General features: G+C 68.2%; 23 protein-coding genes and 1 pseudogene. 11 read left to right on the top strand and 13 right to left on the bottom strand.

All coding sequences use genetic code 11. The features are described 5' to 3' along the window. Window positions 1-94 precede the first annotated feature (94 nt). The 5 genes and pseudogenes from HNP46_RS12790 to HNP46_RS12770 all read left to right on the top strand — a co-directional run bounded on the left by HNP46_RS12790 (window position 95) and on the right by HNP46_RS12770 (window position 4,522). Window positions 95-653 (top strand): annotated as a pseudogene (locus HNP46_RS12790) (DUF2059 domain-containing protein). Between the two features lie 27 nt (window positions 654-680). Beyond that, on the top strand, window positions 681-989 hold the full coding sequence (locus HNP46_RS12785) for a BolA family protein (protein ID WP_184589391.1): 309 nt from the start codon (window positions 681-683) through the stop codon (window positions 987-989). Window positions 990-1,161: 172 nt separating this feature from the next. Then, the gene (locus HNP46_RS12780) at window positions 1,162-2,097 is read left to right on the top strand and encodes a rhodanese-related sulfurtransferase (protein ID WP_184589389.1); all 936 of its coding nucleotides are present in this window, start codon (window positions 1,162-1,164) and stop codon (window positions 2,095-2,097) included. A gap of 36 nt (window positions 2,098-2,133) precedes the next feature. Continuing rightward, window positions 2,134-2,736 carry a DsbA family protein gene (locus tag HNP46_RS12775; protein ID WP_184589534.1) on the top strand — a complete coding sequence of 201 codons (603 nt, stop codon included), beginning with the start codon at window positions 2,134-2,136 and terminating at the stop codon, window positions 2,734-2,736. After that, entirely contained in the window at window positions 2,729-4,522 is a 1,794-nt protein-coding gene (locus HNP46_RS12770) for an ABC transporter ATP-binding protein (RefSeq protein ID WP_184589387.1), read from the top strand. Before HNP46_RS12775 ends, HNP46_RS12770 begins: the two co-directional genes overlap by 8 nt. Here HNP46_RS12770 and HNP46_RS12765 read toward each other — a convergent pair whose 3' ends face one another. Continuing rightward, window positions 4,523-5,422 (bottom strand): SAM-dependent methyltransferase, encoded by a 900-nt coding sequence (locus HNP46_RS12765; RefSeq protein ID WP_184589385.1) that lies wholly within the window; start codon window positions 5,420-5,422, stop codon window positions 4,523-4,525. It lies immediately after the preceding gene. A 356-nt stretch (window positions 5,423-5,778) separates the two neighbouring features. Here HNP46_RS12765 and HNP46_RS12760 point away from each other — a divergent pair, with 356 nt between their 5' ends. Next, complete coding sequence (locus HNP46_RS12760) at window positions 5,779-8,229, top strand: EAL domain-containing protein (RefSeq protein WP_184589532.1); 2,451 nt, start codon at window positions 5,779-5,781, stop codon at window positions 8,227-8,229. A 76-nt stretch (window positions 8,230-8,305) separates the two neighbouring features. Further along, entirely contained in the window at window positions 8,306-9,094 is a 789-nt protein-coding gene (locus HNP46_RS12755; protein WP_184589383.1) for a TenA family transcriptional regulator, read from the top strand. Window positions 9,095-9,435: 341 nt separating this feature from the next. Here HNP46_RS12755 and HNP46_RS12750 read toward each other — a convergent pair whose 3' ends face one another. The 3 genes from HNP46_RS12750 to HNP46_RS12740 form a co-directional block, all read right to left on the bottom strand. Next, the gene (locus HNP46_RS12750) at window positions 9,436-10,392 is read right to left on the bottom strand and encodes a quinone oxidoreductase family protein (protein WP_184589381.1); all 957 of its coding nucleotides are present in this window, start codon (window positions 10,390-10,392) and stop codon (window positions 9,436-9,438) included. 33 nt (window positions 10,393-10,425) lie between these two features. Then, on the bottom strand, window positions 10,426-10,587 hold the full coding sequence (locus HNP46_RS12745) for a DUF1427 family protein (RefSeq protein ID WP_184589379.1): 162 nt from the start codon (window positions 10,585-10,587) through the stop codon (window positions 10,426-10,428). Between the two features lie 293 nt (window positions 10,588-10,880). Next, window positions 10,881-11,249: a hypothetical protein gene (locus HNP46_RS12740; protein WP_184589377.1), complete on the bottom strand. Its 369-nt coding sequence runs from the start codon at window positions 11,247-11,249 to the stop codon at window positions 10,881-10,883. Between the two features lie 111 nt (window positions 11,250-11,360). On the opposite strand from HNP46_RS12740, the gene HNP46_RS12735 reads away from it, so the two are divergent. Both HNP46_RS12735 and HNP46_RS12730 read left to right on the top strand, forming a co-directional pair. After that, complete coding sequence (locus HNP46_RS12735; protein ID WP_184589375.1) at window positions 11,361-15,677, top strand: DEAD/DEAH box helicase; 4,317 nt, start codon at window positions 11,361-11,363, stop codon at window positions 15,675-15,677. A gap of 56 nt (window positions 15,678-15,733) precedes the next feature. After that, complete coding sequence (locus HNP46_RS12730; RefSeq protein ID WP_184589373.1) at window positions 15,734-17,254, top strand: glycosyltransferase family 39 protein; 1,521 nt, start codon at window positions 15,734-15,736, stop codon at window positions 17,252-17,254. Window positions 17,255-17,282: 28 nt separating this feature from the next. Here the strand turns inward: HNP46_RS12730 and HNP46_RS12725 are convergent, their stop codons facing one another. After that, window positions 17,283-17,600: an Mpo1-like protein gene (locus HNP46_RS12725; RefSeq protein ID WP_184589371.1), complete on the bottom strand. Its 318-nt coding sequence runs from the start codon at window positions 17,598-17,600 to the stop codon at window positions 17,283-17,285. 146 nt (window positions 17,601-17,746) lie between these two features. Here HNP46_RS12725 and HNP46_RS12720 point away from each other — a divergent pair, with 146 nt between their 5' ends. Continuing rightward, complete coding sequence (locus HNP46_RS12720; RefSeq protein ID WP_184589369.1) at window positions 17,747-18,745, top strand: AraC family transcriptional regulator; 999 nt, start codon at window positions 17,747-17,749, stop codon at window positions 18,743-18,745. Window positions 18,746-18,932: 187 nt separating this feature from the next. On the opposite strand, the gene HNP46_RS12715 is transcribed toward HNP46_RS12720, so the two are convergent. Next, the gene (locus HNP46_RS12715; RefSeq protein ID WP_184589367.1) at window positions 18,933-20,387 is read right to left on the bottom strand and encodes a TrkH family potassium uptake protein; all 1,455 of its coding nucleotides are present in this window, start codon (window positions 20,385-20,387) and stop codon (window positions 18,933-18,935) included. Between the two features lie 179 nt (window positions 20,388-20,566). On the opposite strand from HNP46_RS12715, the gene HNP46_RS12710 reads away from it, so the two are divergent. Beyond that, window positions 20,567-21,127, top strand: a complete 561-nt coding sequence (locus tag HNP46_RS12710) for a nitroreductase family protein (protein ID WP_184589366.1) — start codon at window positions 20,567-20,569, stop codon at window positions 21,125-21,127. Here the strand turns inward: HNP46_RS12710 and HNP46_RS12705 are convergent. The 7 genes from HNP46_RS12705 to HNP46_RS12675 all read right to left on the bottom strand — a co-directional run bounded on the left by HNP46_RS12705 (window position 21,108) and on the right by HNP46_RS12675 (window position 25,834). Further along, window positions 21,108-21,602 (bottom strand): hypothetical protein, encoded by a 495-nt coding sequence (locus HNP46_RS12705; RefSeq protein WP_184589365.1) that lies wholly within the window; start codon window positions 21,600-21,602, stop codon window positions 21,108-21,110. The genes HNP46_RS12710 and HNP46_RS12705 overlap by 20 nt on opposite strands. A 26-nt stretch (window positions 21,603-21,628) precedes the next feature. Next, a complete protein-coding gene (locus HNP46_RS12700; RefSeq protein WP_184589364.1) occupies window positions 21,629-22,966 on the bottom strand; it encodes a sensor histidine kinase in 1,338 nt (445 codons plus the stop codon). Between the two features lie 90 nt (window positions 22,967-23,056). Further along, window positions 23,057-23,518, bottom strand: a complete 462-nt coding sequence (locus tag HNP46_RS12695; RefSeq protein WP_184589363.1) for a Spy/CpxP family protein refolding chaperone — start codon at window positions 23,516-23,518, stop codon at window positions 23,057-23,059. Window positions 23,519-23,676: 158 nt separating this feature from the next. Continuing rightward, window positions 23,677-24,354 (bottom strand): response regulator transcription factor, encoded by a 678-nt coding sequence (locus HNP46_RS12690; protein WP_184589362.1) that lies wholly within the window; start codon window positions 24,352-24,354, stop codon window positions 23,677-23,679. A 13-nt stretch (window positions 24,355-24,367) separates the two neighbouring features. After that, window positions 24,368-24,838, bottom strand: a complete 471-nt coding sequence (locus HNP46_RS12685) for a translation initiation factor 2 (IF-2, GTPase) (protein WP_184589361.1) — start codon at window positions 24,836-24,838, stop codon at window positions 24,368-24,370. Window positions 24,839-24,939: 101 nt separating this feature from the next. Continuing rightward, window positions 24,940-25,239, bottom strand: a complete 300-nt coding sequence (locus HNP46_RS12680; RefSeq protein ID WP_045210143.1) for a YciI family protein — start codon at window positions 25,237-25,239, stop codon at window positions 24,940-24,942. A gap of 1 nt (window position 25,240) precedes the next feature. Beyond that, entirely contained in the window at window positions 25,241-25,834 is a 594-nt protein-coding gene (locus HNP46_RS12675) for a septation protein A (protein WP_184589360.1), read from the bottom strand. Between the last annotated feature and the right edge of the window lie 159 nt (window positions 25,835-25,993).

Raw genomic sequence — 25,993 nt, 5'->3', positions numbered from 1 at the left:
CAGCATGCCGCTTCGGGAACTGTCCGACAAGAGAAGCCCGTCACTTCCCGGCCATTTGGCAGTCTCTTGAGCGCATTCCGAACTTAGGCGCAGAATGGCGGGTCCCACCCGGACACCCTTCAGACTGACAGGACCGCCCCATGACCGTTCTTCGTTCCCTCTGCACTGCCGCTCTTCTGGTCGGCTTCAGCTCCGTGGCTCTGGCCGACGCCAACGCCGAGGCGGAGAAATTCCTCAAGCAGGTGCATGCCGACAAGCTGACCGTGCCGGTCTACGCGCAAGTCCAGCAGATGCTTGCCCAGCGCTTCGCCCAGGCCAAGGCGCCGGACAGCAAGAAGGCTGTGCTCGACCGCTACCAGGCCAAGGCCAATGCCGAACTGGATCGCGCGGTGGGTTGGGACAAGCTCAAGCCCGAGCTGGTCAAGCTCTACACCAGCAACTTCAGCGAGTCCGAGCTCAAGCAGCTGAACGACTTCTACGCGTCCCCGCTGGGCCGCAAGGTGCTGGAAAAGATGCCGCGCCTGACCGCCGAATCCGCCCAGCTGACCCAGGCCAAACTGCAGACCGCGGTGGAGCCGGTGAACAAGCTGATGGCCGACATGGACAAGGAACTGGGCGTGAAGGCCCCGGCCGCTCCGGCCAAGAAGCCCTGATTTCATTGAACCGCACAGAGACCCGCCATGAGCATGCGTGACCGAATCCAAACCGCCCTGGGCGCCCTCGAGCCCCAGCACCTCGACGTGCTGGACGAGAGCCACATGCACAGCCGCGGGCAGGAAACGCACTACAAGGCCGTGATCGTCAGCCCGGCGTTCGCCGGGTTGAACGCGGTGAAGCGGCACCAGAAGGTCTATGCCACCCTCGGCGACCTCATGGGCCAGTTCCACGCCCTGGCCCTGCACACCTACACCCCCGAGGAGTGGGCGCAGCAGGGACAGGCGCCGGATTCGCCGACCTGCCGGGGTGGCAGCAAGCACGATCTGCACTGATCGGCGAGCTGACCAAGCGCGTGCGGGCCTGGTCCCGCTCCGTGTAGAATGCGACACCCAGCGCCGGCTTCTGCCGGCGCTGTCATTTTCAGCTTCTGATTCAGCTGTCGTTTCAGCTGTCGATCCAAAGAACCCGGTCCGCCCTTTACGCGGGCGACCACTGGAGTGATGCATGACCACCGAAAGAATCGTCGTCGCGGCGTTGTACAAGTTCGTCTCCCTGCCCGACTACGTCGCCCTGCGCGAACCCCTGCTGCAGACCCTGCTGGACAACGGCGTCAAGGGCACCCTGCTGCTCGCCGAGGAAGGCATCAACGGCACCGTCTCCGGCACCCGCGCCGGCATCGACGGCCTGCTGGCCTGGCTGCGCAATGATCCGCGCCTGGCCGATGTCGACCACAAGGAGTCCTACTGCGACGAGCAACCCTTCTACCGCACCAAGGTCAAGCTGAAGAAGGAAATCGTCACCCTCGGCGTGCCGGGCGTGGACCCCAACGCCCAGGTCGGCACTTACGTCGAACCCCAGGACTGGAACGCACTGATCTCCGATCCGGAAGTGCTGCTGATCGACACCCGCAACGACTACGAAGTGGCCATCGGCACCTTCGAGGGCGCCATCGACCCGAAGACCAAGTCGTTCCGCGAATTCCCCGACTACATCCGCGAGCACTACGACCCGGCCAAACACAAGAAGGTCGCGATGTTCTGCACCGGCGGTATCCGCTGCGAGAAGGCCTCGAGCTACATGCTCAGCGAAGGCTTCGAAGAGGTCTTCCACCTCAAGGGCGGCATCCTCAAGTACCTGGAAGAAGTGCCCGAGGCCGAAACCCTCTGGCGCGGCGACTGCTTCGTGTTCGACAACCGCGTGACCGTGCGCCATGACCTCACCGAGGGCGACTACGATCAGTGCCATGCCTGCCGCAACCCGATCTCCGTCGAGGATCGCACCTCCGAGCACTACGCACCGGGCATCAGTTGCCCGCATTGCTGGGACTCGCTGTCGGAGAAGACCCGCGCCAGCGCCCGAGAGCGGCAGAAGCAGATCGAGCTGGCACGCGAGCGCAACCAGCCACACCCCATTGGCCGTGATCCCCGCGCGGAGAACTGATCCATGACCAGCCGCCTGCTCTACGTGATGGACCCGATGTGCTCCTGGTGCTGGGGGTTCGCCCCGGTGGCCCAGGCGCTGGTTGAGCAGGCCCGCGCCGCGGGGGTGCCGCTGGCGCTGGTGATGGGCGGCCTGCGCACGGGGCAGGGCGCTGCACTGGAGCCGACCACCAAACGCTACATCCTCGAGCACTGGGAGGCTGTGCACCGCGCCACCGGCCAGCCGTTCCGCTTCGAGGATGCGCTGCCCGACGGCTTCGTCTACGACACCGAACCGGCCTGCCGCGCCATCGTCACTGCGCGCCGCCTGGACGAGGACTGCGCCTGGGCGCTGCTCGGCGAAATCCAGCGTGCCTTCTACGCCGAGGGCCGCGACGTCACCCAGGCCAGCGTGCTCACCGAGCTGGCCGAACGCGTCGGCCTGCCGCGCATCGAATTCGCCGAAGCCTTCGACAGCCAGGACAACCACCTGGCGACCCTGGCCGACTTTTCCTGGGCCCGCGACCTGGGCATCGCCGGCTTCCCCACGCTGCTGGCCGAGCGCGACGGCCAACTGGCCCTGCTGACCAACGGCTACCAGCCGCTGGACGAACTCGCGCCGCTGCTGGAACGCTGGCTGGAGCGCGGGCGGCATGCCTGAGCTGGCCGCTGACCGCCTGAGCTGGGCGGAAATTCGCCGGCTCGCCTTCCGCCACCGCAAGGCCCTGTTCCTCGCCAATCTCGTTGCTGTCCTGGCCACCGCCTGCAGCGTACCGATCCCGCTGCTGCTGCCGCTGCTGGTGGACGAAGTGCTGCTGGGCAAGGGCGACGCCGCCCTGCAGGTGATGAACCACTGGCTACCCGCTGACTGGCACAAGCCCGTCGGCTACATCGGCCTGATGCTGGCCGTGACCCTGGTGCTGCGCAGCTGCGCGCTGGTGTTCAACGTGCTGCAGGCCAGGCTGTTCGCGCGGCTGTCCAAGGACGTGGTGTACCGCATCCGCCTGCGCCTGATCGAACGCCTGAAACGCATCGCCCTGGGCGAGTACGAAACCCTCGGCGGCGGCTCGGTGAGCGCGCACCTGGTGACCGATCTCGACACCCTCGACAAGTTCGTCGGCGATACCCTGAGCCGCTTCCTGGTGGCGCTGCTGACCCTCTGCGGCACCGCCGGCATCCTGATCTGGATGCACTGGCAGCTGGCGCTGCTGATCCTGCTGTTCAACCCGCTGGTGATCTTCGCCACGGTGCAGCTGGGCAAGCGCGTCAAGCACCTGAAGAAACTGGAGAACGACAGCACCTCGCGCTTCACCCAGGCGCTGACCGAGACCCTGGAAGCCATCCAGGAAGTGCGCGCCGGCAACCGCCAGGGCTTCTTCCTCGGCCGCCTCGGCGTGCGGGCCCGCGAGGTGCGCGACTACGCCGTCGCCTCGCAGTGGAAGAGCGACGCCGCCGGGCGCGCCAGCGGGCTGCTGTTCCAGTTCGGCATCGACCTGTTCCGCGCCGCGGCGATGCTCACCGTGCTGTTCTCCGACCTGTCCATCGGCCAGATGCTGGCGGTGTTCAGCTACCTGTGGTTCATGATCGGCCCGGTGGAACAACTGCTCAGCCTGCAGTACGCCTATTACGCCGCCGGTGGCGCGCTGACCCGTATCAACGAGCTGCTGGCGCGTGCCGACGAGCCGCATTACGAGCATCGCCGCGATCCCTTCGCCGGGCAGACCAGCGTCGGCATCCAGGTGCGCGACCTGAGCTTCGCCTACCGCGACGAACGCGTGCTGGATGGCCTCGACCTGGACATCGCTCCCGGCGAGAAGGTCGCCATCGTCGGCGCCAGTGGCGGCGGCAAGAGCACCCTGGTGCAACTCCTGCTGGGGCTCTACCAGCCGCAGGCGGGCAGCATCCGCTACGGCGGCGCGGCGCTGGAAGAGATCGGCCTGGATTGCGTGCGCGAGCATGTCGCCGTGGTGCTGCAGCATCCGGCGCTGTTCAACGACACCGTGCGCGCCAACCTGACCATGGGCCGCGAGCGCGCTGACGAAGCCTGCTGGCGCGCGCTGGAAGTGGCGCAGCTGGCGGACACCATCCGCGCCCTGCCGCAGGGGCTGGACAGCGTGGTCGGGCGCTCCGGCGTGCGTCTTTCCGGCGGCCAGCGGCAGCGCCTGGCAATCGCCCGCATGGTGCTCGCCGAGCCGAAGGTGGTGATCCTCGACGAGGCGACTTCCGCCCTCGACGCCGCCACCGAATACGCGCTGCACCAGGCCCTGGAGCGTTTCCTCGAAGGCCGTACCACGCTGATCATCGCCCACCGCCTGTCCGCGGTGAAACAGGCCGACCGCGTGCTGGTGTTCGACGGCGGGCGCATCGCCGAGGACGGCGACCACCAGCAACTGATCGCCGAGGGCGGTCTCTACGCGCGCCTCTACGGTCACCTGCAGCAGGGCTGATCAGCCGTAGCGGGTGATTTCGAGGAAGCCCACGCAATCGCCCAGGTCGTGGAAGACCCGCGCGCCGCCGATGTCGTTGTAGGGAATCCCCAGCAGCAGGTCGAGCAGCGCCGCGTCGCTGCGGTAGTGCGGGCGCCAGTCGAGCAGGCGCTCCAGGTAGCTGATCTCCGGCACGCCGGGCAGGAAGTTGCCCATCAGCAGGCGCCCGCCGGGCAGCAGGCGGGCGAACAGGTTGCGCGTCAGGTCGCGGGCGTCGTGGTCGTCCAGCACCTCGAACAGGCCGGCGGAGTAGATCAGGTCGAAGTGGCAGAGGTCGGCACGGCCGTAGAACAGCTCGTCCAGGCTGCACAGCTCGGTGCGGATGCCCATCGCCGCATAGCAGGACTCCACCGTGCGCAGCGATTGCTCCTGGGCATCGAGGGCGATGAAGTCGCGGTAGTGGCCGTGGCGCAGCGAGCGCGCCAGTTCGGCCTCGCGCAGGTGGCCGCTGCCCAGGCAGAGGATGCGGGCGTGGCCGTTGAGCAGCTCGCAACTGCGGTCGATCTCGCGGGCGAGCAATTGCCGTCGCGAGCGCAATGCGCGGGAAGCCGGGGCGGAGCTGGCGTAGCGGAACAGCTGGTCGGTGGGGCCGTCCGGCAGCAGCGAGCGCAGGGTGCTGTCGATGCCGTAGAGATAGTCCATCAGCACCGCGTTGCCGGCGCCTTCGCCCATCGGCCGTTCGCGCCGCCGGGGGAAGGGCAGCACGTGCGGCGGCTCGCTGGCCGGCAGGGCGGCAGCGACCAGCGCCGCGACCTCGGCATCGCCCTGCTTGAGCTGTTGCAGTTGCCGTTCGAGTTGCTCGATGGCTTCGCTGAGCGCTTGCGGATGCGAGGGGGGATTGCGGGGTGGACGCTCATCCATGGCCGTTTTCCTGAGGTGCCGAGGCGCCTGTCTGGCGGCGCCGATCGGGCTGATCCCGTCTGGTTGCAATTTGCACGACGTCATCAGGTATGGCACATGGCCGTTGCTGTCGCAAGGCCACTAACGGTCGGCGAGCGCCCCTCGCGACGGATGCCGACGAAAGGTGTATCCAGGCACTTTGCTAGCCGTTTTCTGCCGGCTGGCGCATCGCCAGCCGACCAAGCGTCATGCTCGGCGGTTTGAGGAATTCCAGCGATCGGCTAGAAGTTAAGAAGGGGTGGCCTGACAGATGAAGTCCCCACGTGGAACGGCTGCCAGGGACATTGAGAAGGATTCCGATACCGGTTATGGATGCAATGGGACTGTTGCCGACCCGGCGTACCACGCGCCTGCTGAAACTGGTCTGGCCATTCATGGTCGTGGTACTGCTGCAGGCGCTGATCGGCGGCGGCAGCCTGTACATCCTGTCCGGAGTGCGCGCCTACGTCGGCGGCGAAAGCCTCTGGTCCAAGGGCCAGAAGGACGCCATCCACTACCTGCGGATCTACAGCCAGAGCCGCGACGCCGAGGACTACGAGCGCTACCGCACGGCCATGGCCATTCCCCAGGGCGACCGTACCTTCCGCGCCGCCCTCGACCTGGCCGAGCCCGACCTGGGGCTGGCCCGCGCCGGCGCGCTGCAGGGCGGCAACCACCCTGACGACGTCGGAGCGCTGATCTGGCTGTACCGCTACTTCCACGAGTACAGCTACTTCGACGAAGCGGTGAAGAAGTGGATCGTCGGCGACGCCTACCTCGACCAGCTCGAGCAGCTGGCCGACGAGATGCACGCGAAGATCCGCGTCGATGACGTCCGTGCCGGCGACGTCAGCTACTGGGACAGCCGCATCCAGGCCATCAACGACGGCGTCACGCCCGCCGCCATGGCCTTCTCCGCCGCCCTCGGCCAGGGCTCGCGGATGCTCATGTGGGTGCTGCTGGTGGCCAACGGGCTGATCGGCCTGTCGCTGATCCTCCTGGCGGTGTGGCGCACGCGCAAGCTGCTGCACCAGCAACGCGCCTTCGAAAGCGCCCTGGACACCGAGAAGGAGCGCGCGCAGACCACCCTGGCGGCCATCGGCGACGGCGTGGTGACCCTCGACGAGTACGAGTGCATCGCCTATTTCAACCCGGCTGCCGAACGCCTGATCGGCTGGGACAACTCCATGGCCGTCGGCCTGCCGTTGCGCTCGCTGCTGCGGGTGCTCGACGAGACCTCCCAGGAGGAGGGCCTGCCGCTGGTGGGACAGATCCTGCGCGGCGAGGTGGAGGGCGGCAGCGAGACCAGCAAGCTGATCCAGCGCCTGGATGGCACCAGCGTGGCGGTGACCCTGGTGGCCACGCCGATCCACGCCGAAGGACGGGTTGCCGGGGTGGTACTGGTGCTCCACGACATGACCCGCGAGCGCCAGTACATGGCCAGCCTGTCCTGGCAGGCGACCCACGACGCGCTCACCGGCCTGACCAACCGCCGCGAGTTCGAATTCCGCTTGAAGCATGCGCTGGAAAGCTCGATGGATACCCAGGGCCAGCACTCGCTGATGTACCTGGACCTGGACCAGTTCAAGCTGGTCAACGACACCTGCGGCCATGCCGCCGGCGACGAATTGCTGCGCCAGGTCTGCTCGGTGCTGCAGCAGTGCCTGCGCGAGGGTGACACCCTGGCACGGCTGGGCGGCGACGAATTCGGCATCCTCCTGGAGAACTGCCCACCGGACCTGGCGGTGCAGATCGCCGAGCGCATCCGCCTGACCGTCCAGGCCCTGCATTTCATGTGGGAAGGACGCGGCTTCAACATCACCGTGAGCATCGGCGTGGTGCATATTTCCGCGCTGCTGGTATCGGTGGAGGAAGCGCTGCGCTGCGCCGACATGGCCTGCTACATGGCCAAGGAAAAGGGCCGCAACCGCGCCCAGGTGTTCCGCCCGGACGACACCGAGCTGTCCAACCGGGTCGGCGAGATGGCCTGGGTCCAGCGCATCCGCCTGGCCCTGGAGGAACAGCGCTTCTGCCTCTACGCGCAGTCGATCTTCCCGGTCGACGAACGTGCCATGGAAGGCGCCCATGTCGAACTGCTGCTGCGCCTGAACGACGAGTGCGGGCGCCTGGTGGCGCCGATCAACTTCATTCCCGCTGCCGAACGCTACGGGCTGATGCCGGAAATCGATCGCTGGGTGGTTACCCATGCCTTCGAGACCCTCGCCATGCGCCGCGCCGACGGCGGCTATGAACCGATCCACACCTGCGCCATCAACCTCTCCGGTGCGACCATCGGCGACGACACCTTCCTCGACTTCCTCCGCGAGGTGCAGCCGCGCTACGGCATCGAGCCGGCCAGCGTGTGCTTCGAGATCACCGAAACCAGCGCCATCGCCAACCTGGTCAACGCCACGCGCTTCATCCAGGAACTCAAGGCGCTGGGCTACCGCTTCTCCCTGGACGATTTCTGCGCCGGCATGTCGTCCTTCGTCTACCTCAAGCACCTGCCGGTGGACTACCTGAAGATCGACGGCAGCTTCATCAAGGACATGCTCGAGGACCCCATCGACCGCGCCATGGTCCAGGTGATCAACCAGATCGGCCACGTGATGGGCAAGCGCACCGTGGCGGAGTTCGTCGAGAGCCAGGAAATCCTCGAAGTGCTGCGCGAGATCGGCATCGACTATGCCCAGGGCTACGGCCTGGCGCGGCCGCAACCGTTCAACCGGAATTTCCTGCGCGAGGCGGCTTTCGCGACCGTTGGGGCGGACACAACCTCCGGACGGTGACGGCGGGCCAGGACGGGTCTAACCTGAGCCCAGAGTTACCGGTGCTTGCATGGATCGACCAGCAACGGAGTCCAGGATGAACGACAGCTTTGTTCGCAGTGGGCCGCTCAAGGAGCTTTCCAGTTACCCGCACTGGGCGCAGCGCCTGGTGCAGGAGTGCGAGACCAGCCGCCTGGCGGTGGTCGGGCATCCGCTCTACGGGCGAATGCGCGACGGCCAGCTGAGTCGCCAGACGATGCGCGCCTTCCTCATCGGCGGCTGGCAGGTGGTCGAGCAGTTCCCCCTGTACATGTCCCACAATCTGCTCAAGACCCGCTTCGGTCGCAGCCCCGGTGAAGACATGGCGCGGCGCTGGCTGATGCGCAACATCCGCGTCGAGCTCAACCACGCCGACTACTGGGTCCGCTGGGCCGCGGCCTATGGCGTGACCCTGGCTGAGCTCAAGGCCCAACTGGTGCCCGCCGAACTGCATGCCCTGGGCCACTGGTGCTGGCACAGCTGCGCCACCGAGGAACTGGCGCTGGCCATGGCGGCGACCAACTACGCCATCGAAGGCGCCACCGGCGACTGGTCGGCGTTGGTCTGCTCCACCGACACCTACGAACGCACCCTGCCGGCCGGCACCCGCAAGGACGCCATGCGCTGGCTGAAGATGCACGCCCGCTACGACGACGATCACCCCTGGGAAGCCCTGGAGATCATCTGCACCCTCTGCGGCCCGCAACTGCCGGTGCCACGGGTGCTGGCCCTGCGCGAGGCGATCTGCAAGAGCTACGGCTACATGCGCATGTTCCTCGACCACTGCCTGGCGCTGGAGCAGGCGCAGGGCGGCGCGCGGCGGGGGCCGATGCAGGTGGTGGGGTAGATCGAGGTCTCGCCCTGCCGTTGGTGTGGGGCATCGCCCTCACCCCAACCCTCTCCCGGGGGGAGAGGGGGCTGATCGGTGTGATGGATTGGGCTCAGTGCTCGCCGGCAGCACTTCCAGCGGTTCAAGGTTGATGGCGCTCATGTCGTCCTGCTACGGACGACTCCCTCTCCATTTGGGGGAGGGGGCAGATTGTCGCGATAGCTGGAGTTCGGCGTTCGGCAAAGCAAGTTCTCAGTGGCCTCAGGATGATGAAAAGCTCCCCGGCCAACTGCGGACAGCTCCCTCTCCCTCGGGGAGAGGGCTGGGGTGAGGGGCTCTTCAGTCCCCGGAAATCACCCTCAGGGCACGAGAATGATCTTCTCGCTGCTGCCCTCGTTGATCTCGTGATAGCGCTGCACCCCTTCGCTCAGCGGTACTTCACGCAGGCCGGTCGGCAGCGGCAGCCTGCCGTCGTCGAACCACTGGCCGAACTGGCGCAGCATGGCGGCGCAGGCAATGGTGTCGTACAGCAGCGAGTTCACCCCCACCACCGAACCGCCACGGCGGTACAGCGCCAGGGCCGGTAGCTGCACGTGGCCGTCCACCGGCGCGGCGATGATGGCGATGCGGCCGAAGGTGGCCAGGGCCGCCACCGCCGCCGGCAGCCAGAATCCGGTGGTGTCGAAGATCACCTCGGCGCCGCCGGCAAAATGTTCCTCCACTTGCGCCGCCAGGGTTTCGGCGCTGCCCAGCAGGATGCTCGGCACGCCCTGGGCCTGCAGTTCGACCTGCGATTCGGCGCGACGCACCGCGCCCAGCACCTGGGCGCCACGGGCCTTGGCCAGGGAAATCGCCGCCGCGCCGACGGCGCCGGAGCCGATCACCAGCAGGCGGGTGCCGGTACCCACCTGGCTGCGCTCCAGCGCGTCCCAGGCGGTGGTGAAGGGCACGCCACAGCTGGCGGCCTGGGCGAAGCTCAGGCGCTCGGGCATCAGCGCCACGCCTCCCACCGGCACGCTCATCAGCTGGGCATGGCTGCCGTCGCGGGTGAAGCCCAGGCCTTTGCCGGTCCCCCAGACGGATCTGCCCAGCAGCTCGGCAGGACCCTTGACCACCGTGCCGGCGAAATCGCGACCGGGCACGCGGGGCAGGGTGGTGTAGGGGAAGCGGCCGAGGACGTTCTTCACGTCGCTGGGGTTCAGGCCGGCGGCATGGACTTCCACCAGCACTTCGTCGGCGGCGGGCAGCGGATCGGCGATCTCGGTGAAGCGCAGGGCGGCGAGGTCGCCGGTGCGGTCGAATTGCAGGGCTTTCATGGCACGGGTCCTTGGCAGAAGTGGGAGAGGTGATCAGTGCAGCCAACGGGTCAGCAGCGGCAGGGCGTTCTCGCCGATCTGCATGCCCAGCAGGCCGACCAGCGCCACCAGCGGCGGCGCCGGTGAGCGGAAGTCGAGGAAGTGGTAGGCGAGGCCCACGGCGATGCCGATGGCCAGGGAAAGCAGGTAATTCATCTTGTCCTCCGCGGGTGGTTCCGGCGGCTGGCGGGAATGGAGCCAGTCTAGGAGCGGCGCCTGGCCGCTGCCGGTCATTGGCTTCGGAATATCGGACAGATGTGCGGCAGGCGTATTGGATGGGCGTGTCGGGAGGTGCTGCGGTTTCGTGCCCGCTCAGCGGATTGTGCGCGTGTGCGGAGCGGCTCTTCTGCGCTGTTCAGGCCTGCCCGGCGGCCTCCTGTCCCGCTGCCGAGAGGCGGAGCTTCGCCGCCCTCCAAGGCTTCCGCCAGGAGTTGACAGTGCCGGTTCCGTCACCAGGTCCTGGGCCGATAGCCTTTCACGCAGGCGCGCACTTCATCGTCGATCACATTCCCCGGCTTGATGCATTCCGCCAGCTTGCGCGGGCTGTCGCTGTAGGGCGAAGCCGGCGGCGCCGGGGCGACGCCGGCAGGGGCGAGACCCAGGCGCGCCTGCAGCACTACCCAGCGCTCGTGCAGCCACAGCTGGCTGGTCGGCTGGCGCCACAGGGCGGTGCCAGCGGCGAGGATCAGCAGGGGGATGAGCAACCACAGCAATGGCTTCACCAGCATCCGCCAATTCCGCTGCGGGTCTTCGGGGGGCTTCTGCTGGTTCTGCTGCCTGACCTGTTGCCAGTAGTAATCGCGATCACGCTCGCTCATCGGTTGTCCGTCCGCTGCTGGAGGAGTGCAGCGTAACGGCTGGCGCGGCCCGCGGCGAGGCGCGATCAGCGGCCCTTGTGACGGCGTTCGCGCAGCACCATATTGGTCGGCATGACTGCTTCGCGAACCCCCTCCCGCGCCCCGCCAGCCGATCGGCTGTCCGCCTTCCACCCGGCGGTGGCCGGCTGGTTCCGCGCCCACTTCGCGGCCCCGACGCCGGCGCAGGTGCAGGCCTGGCCGGCGATCCAGGCTGGCGAGTCGACGCTGGTGGCGGCGCCCACCGGCTCGGGCAAGACCCTGACGGCCTTCCTGGCCGCCATCGATGCGCTGGTCCGGGAAGGACTGGCGAACGGCGGCGCGCTGCCGGACCGCACCACCGTAGTCTACGTGTCGCCGCTCAAGGCGCTGTCCAACGACATCCGCATCAACCTCGAGGAACCCCTGGCCGGCATCCGCGAGGCGTTGCGCGACATGGGCCTGCCGCAGGTGGACATCCGCACCGCCGTGCGCACCGGCGACACCAGCCAGCGCGAGCGCCAGGCGATGCGCCGCCAGGTGCCGCACATCCTGGTGACCACGCCGGAATCGCTCCACGTGCTGCTCGGCTCGGACTCCGGACGCGCCATGCTGGCCGGCGCCCGCAGCGTGATCGTCGACGAGATCCATGCGCTGGCGGCGGGCAAGCGTGGCAGCCACCTGGCCTTGTCGCTGGAGCGCCTACAGGCGCTGTGCGAGGCGCCGCTGGTGCGCATCGGCCTGTCTGCCACGCAGAAGCCCATCGAGGCGGTGGCCGCCTTCCTGGTGGGCCGGCGCCCGGCCTGCCGCATCGTCGACATCGGCTACAGTCGCCAGCGCGACCTGAACCTGGAGGTCCCGGCGGCGCCGCTGGAGGCGGTGATGTCCCACGATGTCTGGGACAAGCTCTACGACCGCCTCGCCGAACTGGCCGGCGAGCACCGCACCACCCTGGTGTTCGTCAATACCCGGCGACTCTCCGAACGGGTCACCCGCCACCTGGCCGAGCGCCTGGGCGCCGGCTGGGTGGCGGCGCACCATGGCAGCCTGTCCAGGGAGCTGCGCCTGGGTGCCGAACAGCGGCTCAAGGCCGGGCAGCTGAAAGTGCTGGTGGCTACCGCTTCGCTGGAGCTGGGCATCGATATCGGCGACGTCGACCTGGTCTGCCAGATCGGCTCGCCGCGCTCCATCGCCGCCTTCCTGCAGCGCGTCGGCCGCTCCGGGCACAGCGTCGGCGGTACGCCCAAGGGCCGTCTGTTCCCCACCTCGCGGGATGACCTGAGCGAGTGCGTGGCGCTGCTCGACAGCGTGCGGCGCAACGAGCTGGATACGCTGAGCATTCCCCGCGCGCCGCTGGACGTGCTGGCCCAGGCGATGGTCGCCGAAGTGGCCTGCCGCGAATGGCAGGAAGATGCGCTGTTCGAGCTGTTCACCACAGCCTCGCCCTACGCCGGGCTGAGCCGTGAACAGTTCGACAGCGTGCTGCGCACCCTGGCCGAGGGCTATGCCGGCAGCAATGGCCAGCGCGGCGCCTACCTGCATCGCGACGCCGTGCACCAGCGCCTGCGCGGGCGCCGTGGCGCCAGGCTCACCGCGGTGACTTCCGGCGGGACCATCCCCGACACCGGCGACTACGCCGTGCTGCTGGAGCCCCAGGGCCTGTCGGTGGGTACGGTGAACGAGGACTTCGCGGTGGAAAGCCTGGCGGGCGACGTGTTCCAGCTGGGCAATATTTCCTACCGCATCCTGCGCGTGGAGCCGGGGCGGGTGCGCGTCGAGGACGCCCAGGGCCAGCCGCCGAATATTCCCTTCTGGCTCGGCGAGGCGCCTGGGCGCAGCGACGAGTTGTCGATCAGCGTGGCGCGCCTGCGCGGGCAGCTGGACGAGCTGCTGGCCCAAGGCGAGAACGACCCGCAGCCCCTGGCCCGCGCCATCGACTGGCTGGTCGGCAGCCTCGGGCTGAGCGATGCGGCGGCGCGGCAACTGGTGGAATACCTGGCCCGCGCGCGCCACGCCCTGGGTGCGCTGCCGACGCAGGACACGCTGATCCTCGAACGCTTCTTCGACGAATCCGGCGGCATGCAGCTGGTCATCCATTCGCCCTACGGCAGCCGCATCAACCGCGCCTGGGGCCTGGCGCTGCGCAAGCGCTTCTGTCGCACCTTCAACTTCGAGCTGCAGGCCGCTGCCACCGAGGACGCGATCATCCTTTCGCTGTCCACCAGCCACAGCTTCGCGCTGGACGAGGTCTGGCGCTACCTGCACTCCAACAGCGCCGAGCACGTGCTGATCCAGGCGCTGCTCGACGCGCCGCTGTTCGGCGTGCGCTGGCGCTGGAACGCCACCACCGCGCTGGCCCTGCCGCGCTTTGCCGGCGGCCGCAAGGTGGCGCCGCAGCTGCAGCGCATGCGCAGCGAAGACCTGCTGGCCGCGGTGTTCCCCGACCAGGTCGCGTGCCTGGAGAACCTCGTCGGCGAGCGCGAGATTCCCGATCACCCGCTGGTGGCGCAGACCCTTGACGACTGCCTGCACGAGGCCATGGACAGCGAAGGCTGGCTCGACCTGCTGCGGCGCATGGAAAACGGCGAGGTGACCCTGCTGGCGCGCGACCTGCCGGCGCCTTCGCCGCTGGCGGCGGAGGTGCTGTCCGCCAGCCCGTATGCCTTCCTCGACGACGCACCGCTGGAGGAGCGCCGCACCCAGGCCGTGCAGAGCCGCCGCTGGACCGACCCGGAAAGCGCCGACGACCTCGGCGCGCTGGATGCCGAAGCCATCGCCGCGGTGCGCGCCGAGGCCTGGCCGGAAGCCCGCGATGCCGACGAAATGCATGAGGCACTGTGCGCCCTGGGCGGCCTGCGCGACAGCGAAGCGCAAGGCAACGAAGGTTGGCCCTTGCTGCTCAAGTCGCTGGCCAGGGCGGGCCGCGCGACGCGGCTGGAGCTTCAGGCAGGCGCCGTGTGGGTGGCAGCCGAACGGCTCAGCCAATGGCTGGCGCTGCATCCGCAGGTCGTGATGAAGCCGCTGCTGGACCTGCCTCCGGCGTTGCGCGAGCCCTGTGCGGCGGACGAAGCGCAAGTCGAACTGGTGCGCGCGCGCCTGACCGGCTTCGGCCCGCGGCTGTTGCGCGAGCTGGCCGAGGACCTGGGCTTGTCCACCGGCGATGCCGCTGTCGCCCTGGCCAACCTGGAGCGCGAGGGCTACGTCCTGCGTGGTCGCTTCACGCCAGGGGCGAGCGAGGAGGAGTGGTGCGAGCGGCACCTGCTGGCGCGCATCCACCGCTACACGGTCAAGCGCCTGCGCCGGGAGATCGAGCCGGTGGCGCGGGCGGATTTCATGCGTTTCCTGTTCGACTGGCAGCGCGTTTCCGCGGCATCGCGGGTGCGCGGCGCCGAGTCACTGGCCGGCGTGCTCAGCCAGCTGGAAGGTTTCCAGGCAGCCGCCAGCGCCTGGGAAAGCGACATCCTGCCCGGCCGCGTGGCCGACTACGGGATCAACTGGCTGGACGACCTCTGCCGCGCCGGCCGCATCGTCTGGACGCGCCTGCCGGGCCGCAGCGCTGGCAAGGGTCGCGGCGGCCCGCTGAAGAGCACGCCGATCGTGCTGTTGCCACGCGCGCAGTTGGCGCACTGGAGCGTCTTGAGCCCGGGGCAGGCGGATACCGAGCTGTCCGCCAAGGCCGGCAAGGTGCTGGAGGTGCTCCAGCAGCACGGCGCCAGTTTCTTCGAAGAACTGGCCAGCGACAGCCACCTGCTGCGCACCGAGCTGGAAAGCGTGCTCGGCGAGCTGGTGGCGGCGGGGCGGGTGAACGCCGACAGTTTCGCCGGCCTGCGCGCGCTGCTGATGCCGGCGGCCAGGCGGCAGCCGTCACGGCGCTCGCGCACGCCGCTGTTCGGCATGGCCGACGCCGGACGCTGGGCGCTGCTGCGCCGCGCCACGCTGGAACCGGGCGCACGCCTGCCAGCGGAGGTCCTTGAACATGTGGCGATGACCTTGCTGCGCCGCTATGGCGTGGTCTGCTGGCGCCTGCTGGACCGCGAGGCCGACTGGCTGCCGCCCTGGCGCGACCTGCTGCGGGTCTACCATCGCCTGGAAGCGCGCGGGGAAATCCGCGGCGGGCGGTTCGTCGCCGGTCTGACCGGCGAGCAGTTCGCCCTGCCCGAAGCCGTCGGCCTGCTGCGCGAGGTACGCCGCCGCGAGGCGAACGGGGAGTGGCTGGTGGTCTCGGCGGTCGATCCGCTCAATCTCGTCGGCACGCTGCTGCCGGGGCGCAAGGTGCCGGCGCTGAGCGGCAACAGGGTGCTTTACCGTGACGGCGTGCCGGTGGGTGCGCTGATTGCCGGTGAGGTCGAGCTGTTCGGCGAACTGGCGCCCGAGGAGCAGGCGCGGGCACGGGAACTGCTGATCCGTCACTGATCCGCTCAAGGCTGGCTTACACTCTGCGGCACGCAACGCTGTCCTGCGAGGGTGTGATGCTGTCCCGCGAGTCGCCGAATCTGCCTGCCCTGTTGCGCCAGTGGTGGTTCCTGCCGCTGCTGGCGCTCGCCCTGTGCCTGCGCCTGTATGGCCTGGCCGATGCTGTGCTGTGGGGTGACGAGACCTCCAGCCTGTTCCTCGCCCGCTATTCGCCGTGGCAGCTCTGGCAGCATGCGGCCCGGGACGTGCACCCGCCGCTGTACTTCCTGCTCCTGCACCTGTGGGTCCAGGGAGTGGGCGAGGGCGTTCTCGCGCTGCGCTCGTTCAGCGCGGTGTTCGGTACGCTCGCGGTATTCCTCGGCGGCTGGCTGGTGTGGCGCCTCGCTTCGCCACGGGCCACCCTGCTCGCCGTGCTGTTGCTGGCGCTGCTGCCCACGGCGGTGCGCTACAGCCAGGAAGTGCGCATGTACTCGCTGCTCGGTTGCTGGCTGCTGGCGGCGACCCTGGCCTTGCTCTACTGGCTGGAGACGGGGCGGCGACGGTATCTGCTGGCCTACCTCGGGCTGATGACGGCAGCCTTCTATACCCACTATTTCAGCCTGTTCGGCGCCCTGGTGCAGTGGCTCTGGCTGGCGACACTGCCCAGCCGCCCGCTGTGGCGCCGCGACTGGTGGCTGGCCAACCTGGCCATCGCCGTGCTGTTCCTGCCCTGGTTGCCGGGGCTGCTGCAGCTGATCCGCCACATGGCGGTGCTCGAAGCCGGTGGCGATGTCGGCTGGCAGCCGCCGGTGGATGCGCGCTCGCTGCCGTCGATGCTCTGGCAGTGGCTGGCGCAGTCCGATGGCAACGATTTGCCCTGGCCGGTGCTGCTGGGCCTGCCGCTGCTACTGGTTGCGGCGGCTGGGCTGGTGCTGCGCGCAGATCGCAGCCGCCAGCACGGCGGCCTGCTGCTGGCGCTGTATAGCGGCCTGCCGCTGCTGTTGCTGTACGGCGTGTCGTTCATTTCCCCGGTGTTCGTCGAGCGCTATCTCACCGCCTTCGCCCTGGCCTTGCCGCTGCTGCTGGCGCTGGCGCTGGATCGCCTGCTGGAGGAGCGGCGGGCGCTGGGGGCGTTGCTGTTGGTCACGCTGCTGGGCTTGCAAAGCATCGGGGTCGAGCGGGCCATCGCGGTCGACCCGGACGAGCAGTTCGACGGCATGGCGAATTTCGTCAACGCCCATTACCGCGCCGGCGATCGGGTGGTGGTGGACGATATCCTCTGGTACCTGACCTTCCGCTACTACAACCGCACCGGGCAGGAGCCGCTGCTGTACACCGCGCCGGCGGCGGATGGCAGCTCGGGGCGGCCGGGGCGCTACGGCTTCGGCTCGCTGATCGACGACCGTCAGCACGCCTTCGTCGATCGCCTGGCGGACCTGCCGCGGGATGATGGGCGCGTGTGGCTGGTGATGAGCCGCTATAACGACCAGGAGATTCCCGACGTGCCGGCCACTTGGCGGCGGGTGGCGCAGCATGCGGGTGGCGAGGTGCAGGCGATCCTCTTCGAGCGCACGACGCAGCGCAACGCCGCGCGCTGACAGGACGCTACGTCAGAAGCGCCCTACGTCAGAAACGAATGCGCCCGGTGAAGGCATCCTTGAGCATCACCCAGTCGCCCATCAGCGACCACAGCGGGTACTTGAAGGTGGCGGGGCGGTTCTTCTCGAACACGAAGTGGCCGACCCAGGCGAAGCCGTAGCCGGCCAGCGGAATGGCCAGCAGCCACAGCAGGTGGCCGCTGAAAATGGCGTAGGCGAGGATCGACAGCACCAGCAGGCTGCCCACGTAGTGCAGGCGGCGACACACGGCGTTGCTGTGTTCCTGCAGGTAATACGGGTAGAACTCGGCGAAGCTCTGGAATCGATCGGCGGTCTGGGTGCTCATGGCGCACCTCCTGTTGTTGTGATGGCGCCAGTGTAGGCTGGCGCCCTCGGACTTGCGGATGTCATGGGGGACCAGTTTAGTATCCCCCTGCGCCGCCCGCGTCGAAGCGGTCGGCGCGGATCGCCACCATAACCAGAAGAATATGCATGCCTGAGCGTACAACCCTGTCGAGCTGGGTGCGTGGAATCGTCCAGTCGCTGGAGCTGGAAGGCCTCGATGGCCGCCGGCTGTTCAGCGAACTGGGACTGGATTTCGCCGCCCTCGATGACCCCGACGCGCGCTTCCCCCAGGATTCGCTCAGCCGCCTGTGGAGCCGCGCCGTGGAGCTGTCCGGCAACCCGGCGATCGGCCTGAACATCGCCCGCGTGCACACCCCGGCGTTCCCTGTGGTGGGTTATGCGCTGATGTCCAGCCGCAACCTGGGCGAGGGCTTCGAGCGCCTGGAGCGCTACCAGCGGATCATCGCCGAGGGCGCCGACCTGAGCTTCCGCCGCCTGCCCGAAGGCTGCCTGTTCCGCATCGTGGTGCATGGCGACCGCCTGCCGGTGCCGCGGCAGAGTGCCGAGTGCTCGATCGCCAGCCTGATCGCCATGCTGCGCTGGATCACCGGACGGGCCATCCGGCCGCTGGAAGTGCGCCTGGCCGGCGACCCGCCACAGGACGTGGAGCCTTACCGCGAGCTGTTCCAGGCGCCGCTGAGCTTCGGCCACGCCGACTGCGCGATGCTGTTTTCCCACGAGGACATGGCCGCGCCGCTGCCCACCGCCAACGAGGAACTGGCGCGCCTGCACGACCGCTTCGCCGGGGAATACCTGGCGCGCTTCGTCAGCAGCCGCTTCAGCCACCAGACCCGCCAGGTGCTGTGCCGCCTGCTGCCCCAGGGCGAGCCCAAGCGCGAAAGCGTGGCGCAGGCGCTCAACCTGTCCGAGCGCACCCTGCAGCGGCGCCTGCAGGAGGAGGGCACCAGCTACCAGCAACTGCTCGACGACACCCGCCGCGAGCTGGCCCAGCAGTACCTCGCCACGCCGCGCATGACGCTGCTGGAAATCGCCTACCTGCTGGGGTTCTCCGAGCCGAGCAACTTCTTCCGCGCGTTCCGCCGCTGGTTCGGCAAGACGCCCGGCGAGTACCGCGAAGAATTGTGATTCATCCGCTGCTCGCCGGATGCCGATCGCGGACGGAGTCCGCTCCTACACCAGCCGGCTGCCGCGAGGTTTTTGCAGGAGTAAGCTCGGCACCAATTGCCGTGCGTAGGAGCGGACTTTGTCCGCGATGGATTGTCTCGAGCCTCGAGCCGGCCAGTGACTCATACGTCGCTTGGCCGTGGGACGATCAGTGCCGCCAGAAAGCCGGGGTGAACAGCACCAGCACGGTGATGATCTCCAGGCGGCCCAGCAGCATGCCGCCGCACAGCAGCCACTTGGCGGCGTCCGGCAGCGAGGCGAAGTTGCCCGAGGGGCCGATGATCGGTCCCATGCCTGGGCCGACGCCGGCCACGGTGCTGGCCGCGCCGGTGAGTGAGGTCATCCAGTCCAGGCCGAGGAACGACAGGCCCAGGGCCAGGCCGCCGACGGTGGCGCCGAAGAAGAACGAGAAGGTCAGGATCGAGCGCACGATCTCCTCGTCCAGCCGGTGGCCGTTGTAGCTCTGGCGGATCACCGCGCGCGGGTGGATCAGCTGGTACAGGCTGGCGCGCAGCAGGGTGTAGGCCACCTGGAAGCGGAAGATCTTGATGCCGCCGGCGGTGGAGCCGGAGCAGCCGCCGATGAAGCCCAGGTAGAAGAACAGCATGATCGAGAAGTGCCCCCACAGGCTGTAGTCGCCCAGGGCGAAGCCGGTGGTGGTGACCACCGAGGTGACGTTCACCGCGACGATGCGGAAGGCGTCCAGCCAGGGCAGGCTGGAGGTCACCGAGTACCAGGTGCCCATCACCAGCCAGGTGAACAGCAGCAGGCCGAGGAAGCCGTGCACCTGATGGTCGCGCAGCAGCGCCCTGCGGTTGCCGCGCAGGGTCGAGACGTAGAGCACGAAGGGGATGCTGCCCAGGATCATCACCACCACCGCGACCCAGTGCACGGCCGGCTGGTGCCACTTGGCCAGGGACTGGTCGGAGGTGGAGAAGCCGCCGGTGGAGATCGCCGACATGGCGTGGTTGAGCGAGTCGAACAGGCCCATGCCGGCCCACCAGAAGGCCAGGGTGCCGAGGATGGTGATGCTGACGTACACCCCGACTATGTACTTGGCCACCATGTGTGAGCGCGGCATGACCTTGTCGGAACGGTCCGAGGATTCGGTCTGGAACAGGCGCATGCCGCCGATGCGCAGCATCGGCAGGATCGCCACCGCCATGGCGATGAAGCCGATGCCACCCAGCCAGTGCAGCAGCGAGCGCCAGATGAGGATGCCCGGGGACATCTTGTCCAGCCCGCTGAGGATGGTCGAGCCGGTGGCGGTGATGCCTGACATGCTCTCGAAGATCGCATCGGTGAAGCTGATGTGCCGGGCGAACATGAAGGGCAGGGAAGAGAAGAAGCAGACGATCACCCAGCTCGACACGGTGAGCATGTACATGTCCCGCGGGCGCAGGTGCACGTGCTCCGGGCGGCCGGGAATGACCATGCCCAGCCCGCAGGTGAAGGTGATGATCGCCGACCAGATGAACGGGTGCAGTTCGTTGGCACGGCCGTAGTAGAGCAGCGTGGCCATGGGCACCAGCATGGCGACCGCCAGCGTGATCACGAAGATGCCGATGATGAATCCGAGGGTGCGTAGTGTCGGCAGGGCCATGCGCTGAGGTCTGAATCTACTGGGAATCGGCCATTTTACCTGCCGCCTGCCGAGAGTAAACCGCGTGACGCCGTTCCCCTTTACAAGAAGGGCAGCGAGGGAGAGCACTGTGTTTCCCGGGCAAATGCGAACCCTTTGCGTCTACAATGGCGGCTTTCGAGATTGACTGGAGGCAGCCCATGGAGGCTCTCGACGCGTTGCTCAACCGTGTGTCCCACGCCCGTCTGAGCGAGCCGGCACCGTCCGCCGAGCAACTGGACCGCCTGTTCCGCTCGGCGCTGCGTGCGCCGGATCATGGCCAACTGCGCCCCTGGCGTTTCATTACCGTGGCAGGCGAAGCGCGCAAGGAGCTGGGTGAGTTGTTCGCCCGCGCCGTGGCGGCCAACGAGCCGGACGGCAAGCCCGAGGCGCTGGACAAGGCCCGCGCCATGCCGCTGCGTGCGCCGCTGCTGGTGGTGGCCGTGGCGCGCCTGCAGGAGCACCCCAAGGTGCCTGAGATCGAGCAGTGGCTGGCCGCCGGTTGCGCCGCCCACGGCATCGTCCAGGCGGCTTACGTAGAAGGGTTGGGAGCGATGTGGCGCACCGGCGCCATGGCGTTCGATCCGCTGGTGCGCGAAGGCCTGGGCCTTGCCGCGAACGAGCGCATCGTCGGTTTCATCTACCTCGGCACGCCGGTCGGCGAGCTGCGCCGCCCGGCGCCGCTGGAGCCGGCCGAGTTCGTCAGCGCCTGGCGGGGCTGAGCGGCAGTTCCAGGCGCACTTTCCAGGCGCCGCCATGATGGTTCAGCCGCGGGGCATGCCAGATCAGCTGGCCGCCCTGCCAGGCAACCAGTCTTCGCGCCGGCGGCAGGGCTGCCGGCAGCCAGGCCCGCGCTCGCGGGTCATGGCCCTGCAGGTCCAGGCGCAACTCACCGTGCGCTGAACCGAGCGACAGTTCCAGTACCGCGTACGGTTGGCGCTTCAGCGCCGCTTCCAGCACAGCATCCAGTGCATCGCCCAGCGCATCCGGCCAGCTTTCCAGCGGCCAGGTGCCGCTCTGCGGCAGGCTCAGGCGCAGGCCGGGCCAGCGCTTGCGCCACTGCGCGGCAAGGCGCGCCAGTTCCACCGCCAGCACCAGGTACTGCGGATCGTCACGGGGTTCGCTGCGCAGCAGGGCGGCTGGCGGCAGCGGCCGTTGCAGGGCGGGGATCGGGGTAGCGAAGGCGGGAAGGCTCATGGTGGCTCTCCGAAGGTACGCGCGGTTCAGGCGGGCTGGCGGCGCAGCGGCAGGTCGATGCTGGCCAGGAAACCGCCGTCGGGATGGTTGCTCAGGCGCAGCCGTCCGTGATGACGCTCGATGGCGCGGCGGGCGATGGCCAGGCCCAGGCCATGGCCGGGGCTGTTCTGGTTGGGCGCGCGGAAGAAGGGTTCGCCCAGTTGCGCCAGGTGTTCCTCGCCGATGCCGGGGCCGTGGTCACGGATACTGATGTGCAGGCGTTCGTCGTGGATACGAGCCTGGACTTCCAGCGGCTGTTCGGCCGGGTTGAAGCGCGAGGCGTTGCGCAGCAGGTTGTCGAGGGCGCGTTCGAGCATGTCGGGCCAGCCGTCGACGGCCAGCTGCGGCGCGACGTCGAGCTGGATGTTCTGTTCCGGGTGCAGCAGGTGCGCGTCGTTGCGCAGGCGTTCGAACAGCGGCAGCAGGTCGATGCGGCTGGTCGGGCCGGGGTCGGCATCGAGGCGGGCGAGGGCGAGGATTTCGCTGATCAGTGCTTCCAGGCGGTCGCATTCCTGCTCCAGGCGCGGCCACATGGCGGCGCGCTGCTCGGGGCTGGCGCGTTCGGCCAGGGCCAGGGCAATTTTCAGCCGGGCCAGCGGTGAGCGCAGCTCGTGGGAAACGTCGCGCAGCAATTGGCGCTGGCTGCCGATCAATCCTTGCAGGCGCGCGCCCATGCGGTTGAAGTCGCGGGCCAGCACGCCCAGTTCGTCGCCGCGGCGGGCGAGGCGGGCGAGGCTGTCCTGTTGATAACTGGTCTGGCCGAGGTCGTGCACGGCGCGGCGCAGGCGGTTCAGCGGGCGGGTGATGGACAGCGTCAGCAGCAGGCTGAACACGGTCAGCACCACCAGGGCGATGCCCAGCGCGCTGAGCGGCCAGAGCAGGCTGCTGCGGTGCCAGGCCTGCAGCGTCGGGTGCGGAATACGGTAGATGAACAGGTAGGTCTGGTCGGTGCGGCTGCTGGTGTATTCCTGGCTCAGCTGGCGCCAGGGGAAGCGGGGCAGGTCCTGGCGGTCGAAATTGTTGTCGCGCGGACGCGGTGGGCGCGGCAGGTAGGTGCCGTTGACCAGGCGCTGGCCGGTCTCGTCGAGCACCTGTACCGAGAGTTCGTATTGCTGCCGGCGGCTTTCCAGCAGCTGTTGCGCGGCGGCCGGGCCCTGGGTCTCGTAGAGCAGGGTCCATTGCTTGGCGATGTCATGCAGGCCGGGATAACGGGCGATCACCCAGGTGTCCTGGTTCAGGGCGCGGCCCAGCAGGATCGACAGTCCGGCCACCAGCAGCAGGGCGAGCCAGAAGGCGGCGAGGATCCGCCAGAAGAGTGAGCGCATGGTCTTCCTGTTCAGCCGCATGGTCTATCCGTTGTCAGGGCCCAACGGCAAGACGCCGGGATAACCCGGCGCCTGCACTTGCTGGAGCGATCAGTTGGTCTTGGTGCCGTCTTTCTGGGCCTTCCAGGTCTGGAATTCCGCCCACTCGGCCTTGCGCTGTTCACGCTGCTTCTTCAGCTCGTCGAACTTCTTCTGCTGTTCCGGAGTGAGGATGCCGCGGATGCTGGCCTCGGACTTCTCGCGGTTGGCCTTGAGTTCTTCCTGCATGGCCTTGCGGTCGGACTCGGGCAGCTTGTTCCAGTACTTCTCGGTGATCGCGCGGCGATCCTTCATCGAGTCGCCCATCAGCTTGCCGACTTGCTGGCGCTGGTCCTGGGTCAGGTTCAGATCGCGGAACGGGCCGCCGTGTTCGCCACGCGGGCCATGCATGCCCGGGCCATGGTCTTTCATGAACGGGGCGGGCGGCGGAGCGTCGGTCGGCGCCGGAGTGGCCGCCAGCGCGACGGTCGGCAGGGCGGCAGCGATCAGCAGGGCGGTCAGGGTCTTGCGCATGGTGTTTCTCCTTTCAGGGACCGGTCGTTACCGGATGAGCCCAGTCTAGGGATGGCAAGGTCAAGGGCGGTCAGGGCCACGTAAAGCTTCGGTAAAGATTACGTGAAGCCCTGCTGGAAACTTTACGAAGCCCGTGCCAGAGCGGCCCGCCGCCTGCCTCAGGGCGCGTAGAAATAGCCCCGTCCGCGCAGGGCGAGGATGCGCGGGCGGCCGTCGGGGTGGCCGCCGAGCTTCTTGCGCAGGTTGCTGACGTGCATGTCCAGGCTGCGGTCGTAGAGGGTCAGCTTGCGGCCCAGCGCCAGCTGCGCCAGGGCCTGCTTGTCCAGCGGTTCGCCCGGTTGGCGCAGCAGCGCCTCGAGGATGCGGCTCTCGGACAGGGTCAGGCTGATCTCTTCGGCGCCGACGCTGACCACGCCACGCGACAGGTTCAGCGCCAGGTCGCCCAGCTCCAGCTGCGCCGCCGGCTGCGCCGGGTGGCTGCGGCGCAGCACGGCGCGCAGGCGGGCGGTCAGCTCGCGGGGATCGCAGGGCTTGGCCAGGTAGTCGTCGGCGCCCAGTTCCAGGCCAAGGATGCGGTCCAGCGGCTCTCCGCGGGCGGAGAGCATCAGCACCGGCAGGTCCGGGTGGTTGCTGCGCAGGGCCTTGAGCAGTTCCAGGCCGCTGCCGTCGGGCAGCATGACATCGAGCACCACCGCGTCCGGCGCACGGCTGGCCAGGGCGGCGCGGGCCTGGGCGCCATCGTGGGCGGCGCGGATGCTGAAGCCTTCCTGGGCCAGCCAGGTGCTCAGCAGTTCGCAGAGTTCGACATCGTCGTCGATCAGCAGCAGTTCACTCATGAAGACGCTTCTTTCAGTTGATCCATTCGCGCCGCGAACGTCGCCGGCCGCGGCCCAGCATGCCGAGCAGGAAGGCCAGCAGCGCGGTACCGGCGCCAGCCACGTACCAGGTCTGCTGTTCGCTGAGCAGGCGCGCGGGCTGGTTGGCCTGGGCCTCGCGCAGCTGCAGCTTGAGCCGCTGGTTTTCCTGGGTCAGGCGGGTGATGCGGGCTTCGTCCTGGCTGTTGTCCGCAACGGCGGGTGGTGCGGCCAGCTGCGCGGCCAGGGCCTGGCGCTGCTGTTCGCTGTCCGCCAGCCGGCTTTCCAGCGCGCGGATGCGCTCGTCGGCTTCCTGTACGGCATCGGCCTCGTTGCTCGGGGCATTGTCGGGCAGCGCGCCGGGCTCAGGGTTGGACAGTGCCGACGGGGTTGGTTCCGCGCCGGGTTCTTCGGCCAGGGCGGCCAGCGGCAGGAGGAGACAGAGCAGCAGGGGCAGACGATGCATCGCGATTCCTTGTTCGATGATCCAGCGCCGGCCCTGGCGGGCCGGCGTTTCGACTGCGCATCCCCCGCTTCCGTGCTCCGGGGTGGCGACGGTGGCGTTGGTTACGGCAGGACTTTCTTGAACGGCTTGACCACGACGTCGGCATAGACGCCGGCGGCGCGGTACGGGTCGGCGTCGGCCCAGGCTTGCGCCGCGGCCAGGGAGTCGAATTCGGCGACGATCAGGCTGCCGGTGAAGCCGGCGGCGCCCGGATCGTTGCTGTCGATGGCCGGGTGCGGGCCGGCCAGCACCAGGCGGCCTTCTTCCTTCAACTGCTCCAGGCGGGCGATATGCGCGGGGCGGGCGGCCAGGCGGCGTTCTTGGGAGGCGGTGATATCACGGGCAATGATCGCGTAGAGCATGTCAGTCCTTGGGTTTTTCGCCGGTAGGCTCATCGTGCATGTGGCGGGCCAGGAACACGCCCTGGCCGATCAGGAACAGCAGGGTCATGCCCAGGCTGCCGAACACCTTGAAGTCCACCCAGTAGTCCTGGAAGGTGAAGGCGACGAACAGCTGGACACAGCCGCAGATCAGGAAGAACAGCACCCAGGCGATGTTCAGCTTCGCCCAGAGGGAATCGGAGAGGTGCACCGCGTGGCCCATGATCCGCTGGATCAGCGGCTGGCCACCGATGAAGTGGCTGCCGGCGAAGGCCAGGGCGAACAGCCAGTTCACCACCGGCGCCTTCCACTTGAGGAAGGTTTCGCTGTGGAAGGCCAGGGTCATGCCGCCGAATACCAGGCAGGCGGCCAGGGTCACCCACTGGCCCTTGTCGAGCTCGCGCTGCTTGATCAGCAGGGCGCCGTAGACCACCACCGAGGCGGCGATCAGCACGGCCGTGGCGCTGTAGATGCCGCCGAGCGAGAAGCTCTGGCCAGCGAGTTCGACGTTGCGCGGATCGAGCTTGTAGACGATGAAGAAGAGAATCAGGGGAATGAAATCGATGAATTGCTTCATTACGGCAGCCACAGCCCAGTAGAGCCGGCATAATACCAAGCTGTGGATGAACTGAAAGCGTCATCCGCCCAACGCTGCGGCAGATCATGGTTTCAACCCGTTGCCGCGGGAGCGTTGGCACAGAAACGTCTATACAGAACGTTATCCCTGTATTGCCCC

This window comes from Pseudomonas nitroreducens, from assembly GCF_014204515.1.
Taxonomy (GTDB): Bacteria; Pseudomonadota; Gammaproteobacteria; order Pseudomonadales; family Pseudomonadaceae; genus Pseudomonas; species Pseudomonas nitritireducens_A.
Note: the sequence above shows the minus strand (reverse complement) of the source record. Positions and strands in the feature narration are given on the sequence as shown.

Coding starts and splice junctions, on each gene's coding strand:
- HNP46_RS12745 (WP_184589379.1), bottom strand. CDS start 10,587: ATGAATTACCTGCTTTCCCTGGCCATCGGCATCGCCGTGGGCCTCGCC.
- HNP46_RS12750 (WP_184589381.1), bottom strand. CDS start 10,392: ATGAAAGCCCTGCAATTCGACCGCACCGGCGACCTCGCCGCCCTGCGC.
- HNP46_RS12690 (WP_184589362.1), bottom strand. CDS start 24,354: ATGAGTGAACTGCTGCTGATCGACGACGATGTCGAACTCTGCGAACTG.
- HNP46_RS12715 (WP_184589367.1), bottom strand. CDS start 20,387: ATGGCCCTGCCGACACTACGCACCCTCGGATTCATCATCGGCATCTTC.
- HNP46_RS12735 (WP_184589375.1), top strand. CDS start 11,361: ATGACTGCTTCGCGAACCCCCTCCCGCGCCCCGCCAGCCGATCGGCTG.
- HNP46_RS12720 (WP_184589369.1), top strand. CDS start 17,747: ATGCCTGAGCGTACAACCCTGTCGAGCTGGGTGCGTGGAATCGTCCAG.
- HNP46_RS12780 (WP_184589389.1), top strand. CDS start 1,162: ATGACCACCGAAAGAATCGTCGTCGCGGCGTTGTACAAGTTCGTCTCC.
- HNP46_RS12740 (WP_184589377.1), bottom strand. CDS start 11,249: ATGAGCGAGCGTGATCGCGATTACTACTGGCAACAGGTCAGGCAGCAG.
- HNP46_RS12695 (WP_184589363.1), bottom strand. CDS start 23,518: ATGCGCAAGACCCTGACCGCCCTGCTGATCGCTGCCGCCCTGCCGACC.
- HNP46_RS12765 (WP_184589385.1), bottom strand. CDS start 5,422: ATGGATGAGCGTCCACCCCGCAATCCCCCCTCGCATCCGCAAGCGCTC.
- HNP46_RS12775 (WP_184589534.1), top strand. CDS start 2,134: ATGTGCTCCTGGTGCTGGGGGTTCGCCCCGGTGGCCCAGGCGCTGGTT.
- HNP46_RS12725 (WP_184589371.1), bottom strand. CDS start 17,600: ATGAGCACCCAGACCGCCGATCGATTCCAGAGCTTCGCCGAGTTCTAC.
- HNP46_RS12700 (WP_184589364.1), bottom strand. CDS start 22,966: ATGCGCTCACTCTTCTGGCGGATCCTCGCCGCCTTCTGGCTCGCCCTG.
- HNP46_RS12785 (WP_184589391.1), top strand. CDS start 681: ATGAGCATGCGTGACCGAATCCAAACCGCCCTGGGCGCCCTCGAGCCC.
- HNP46_RS12710 (WP_184589366.1), top strand. CDS start 20,567: ATGGAGGCTCTCGACGCGTTGCTCAACCGTGTGTCCCACGCCCGTCTG.
- HNP46_RS12705 (WP_184589365.1), bottom strand. CDS start 21,602: ATGAGCCTTCCCGCCTTCGCTACCCCGATCCCCGCCCTGCAACGGCCG.
- HNP46_RS12675 (WP_184589360.1), bottom strand. CDS start 25,834: ATGAAGCAATTCATCGATTTCATTCCCCTGATTCTCTTCTTCATCGTC.
- HNP46_RS12730 (WP_184589373.1), top strand. CDS start 15,734: ATGCTGTCCCGCGAGTCGCCGAATCTGCCTGCCCTGTTGCGCCAGTGG.
- HNP46_RS12680 (WP_045210143.1), bottom strand. CDS start 25,239: ATGCTCTACGCGATCATTGCCCGTGATATCACCGCCTCCCAAGAACGC.
- HNP46_RS12755 (WP_184589383.1), top strand. CDS start 8,306: ATGAACGACAGCTTTGTTCGCAGTGGGCCGCTCAAGGAGCTTTCCAGT.
- HNP46_RS12685 (WP_184589361.1), bottom strand. CDS start 24,838: ATGCATCGTCTGCCCCTGCTGCTCTGTCTCCTCCTGCCGCTGGCCGCC.
- HNP46_RS12770 (WP_184589387.1), top strand. CDS start 2,729: ATGCCTGAGCTGGCCGCTGACCGCCTGAGCTGGGCGGAAATTCGCCGG.
- HNP46_RS12760 (WP_184589532.1), top strand. CDS start 5,779: ATGGGACTGTTGCCGACCCGGCGTACCACGCGCCTGCTGAAACTGGTC.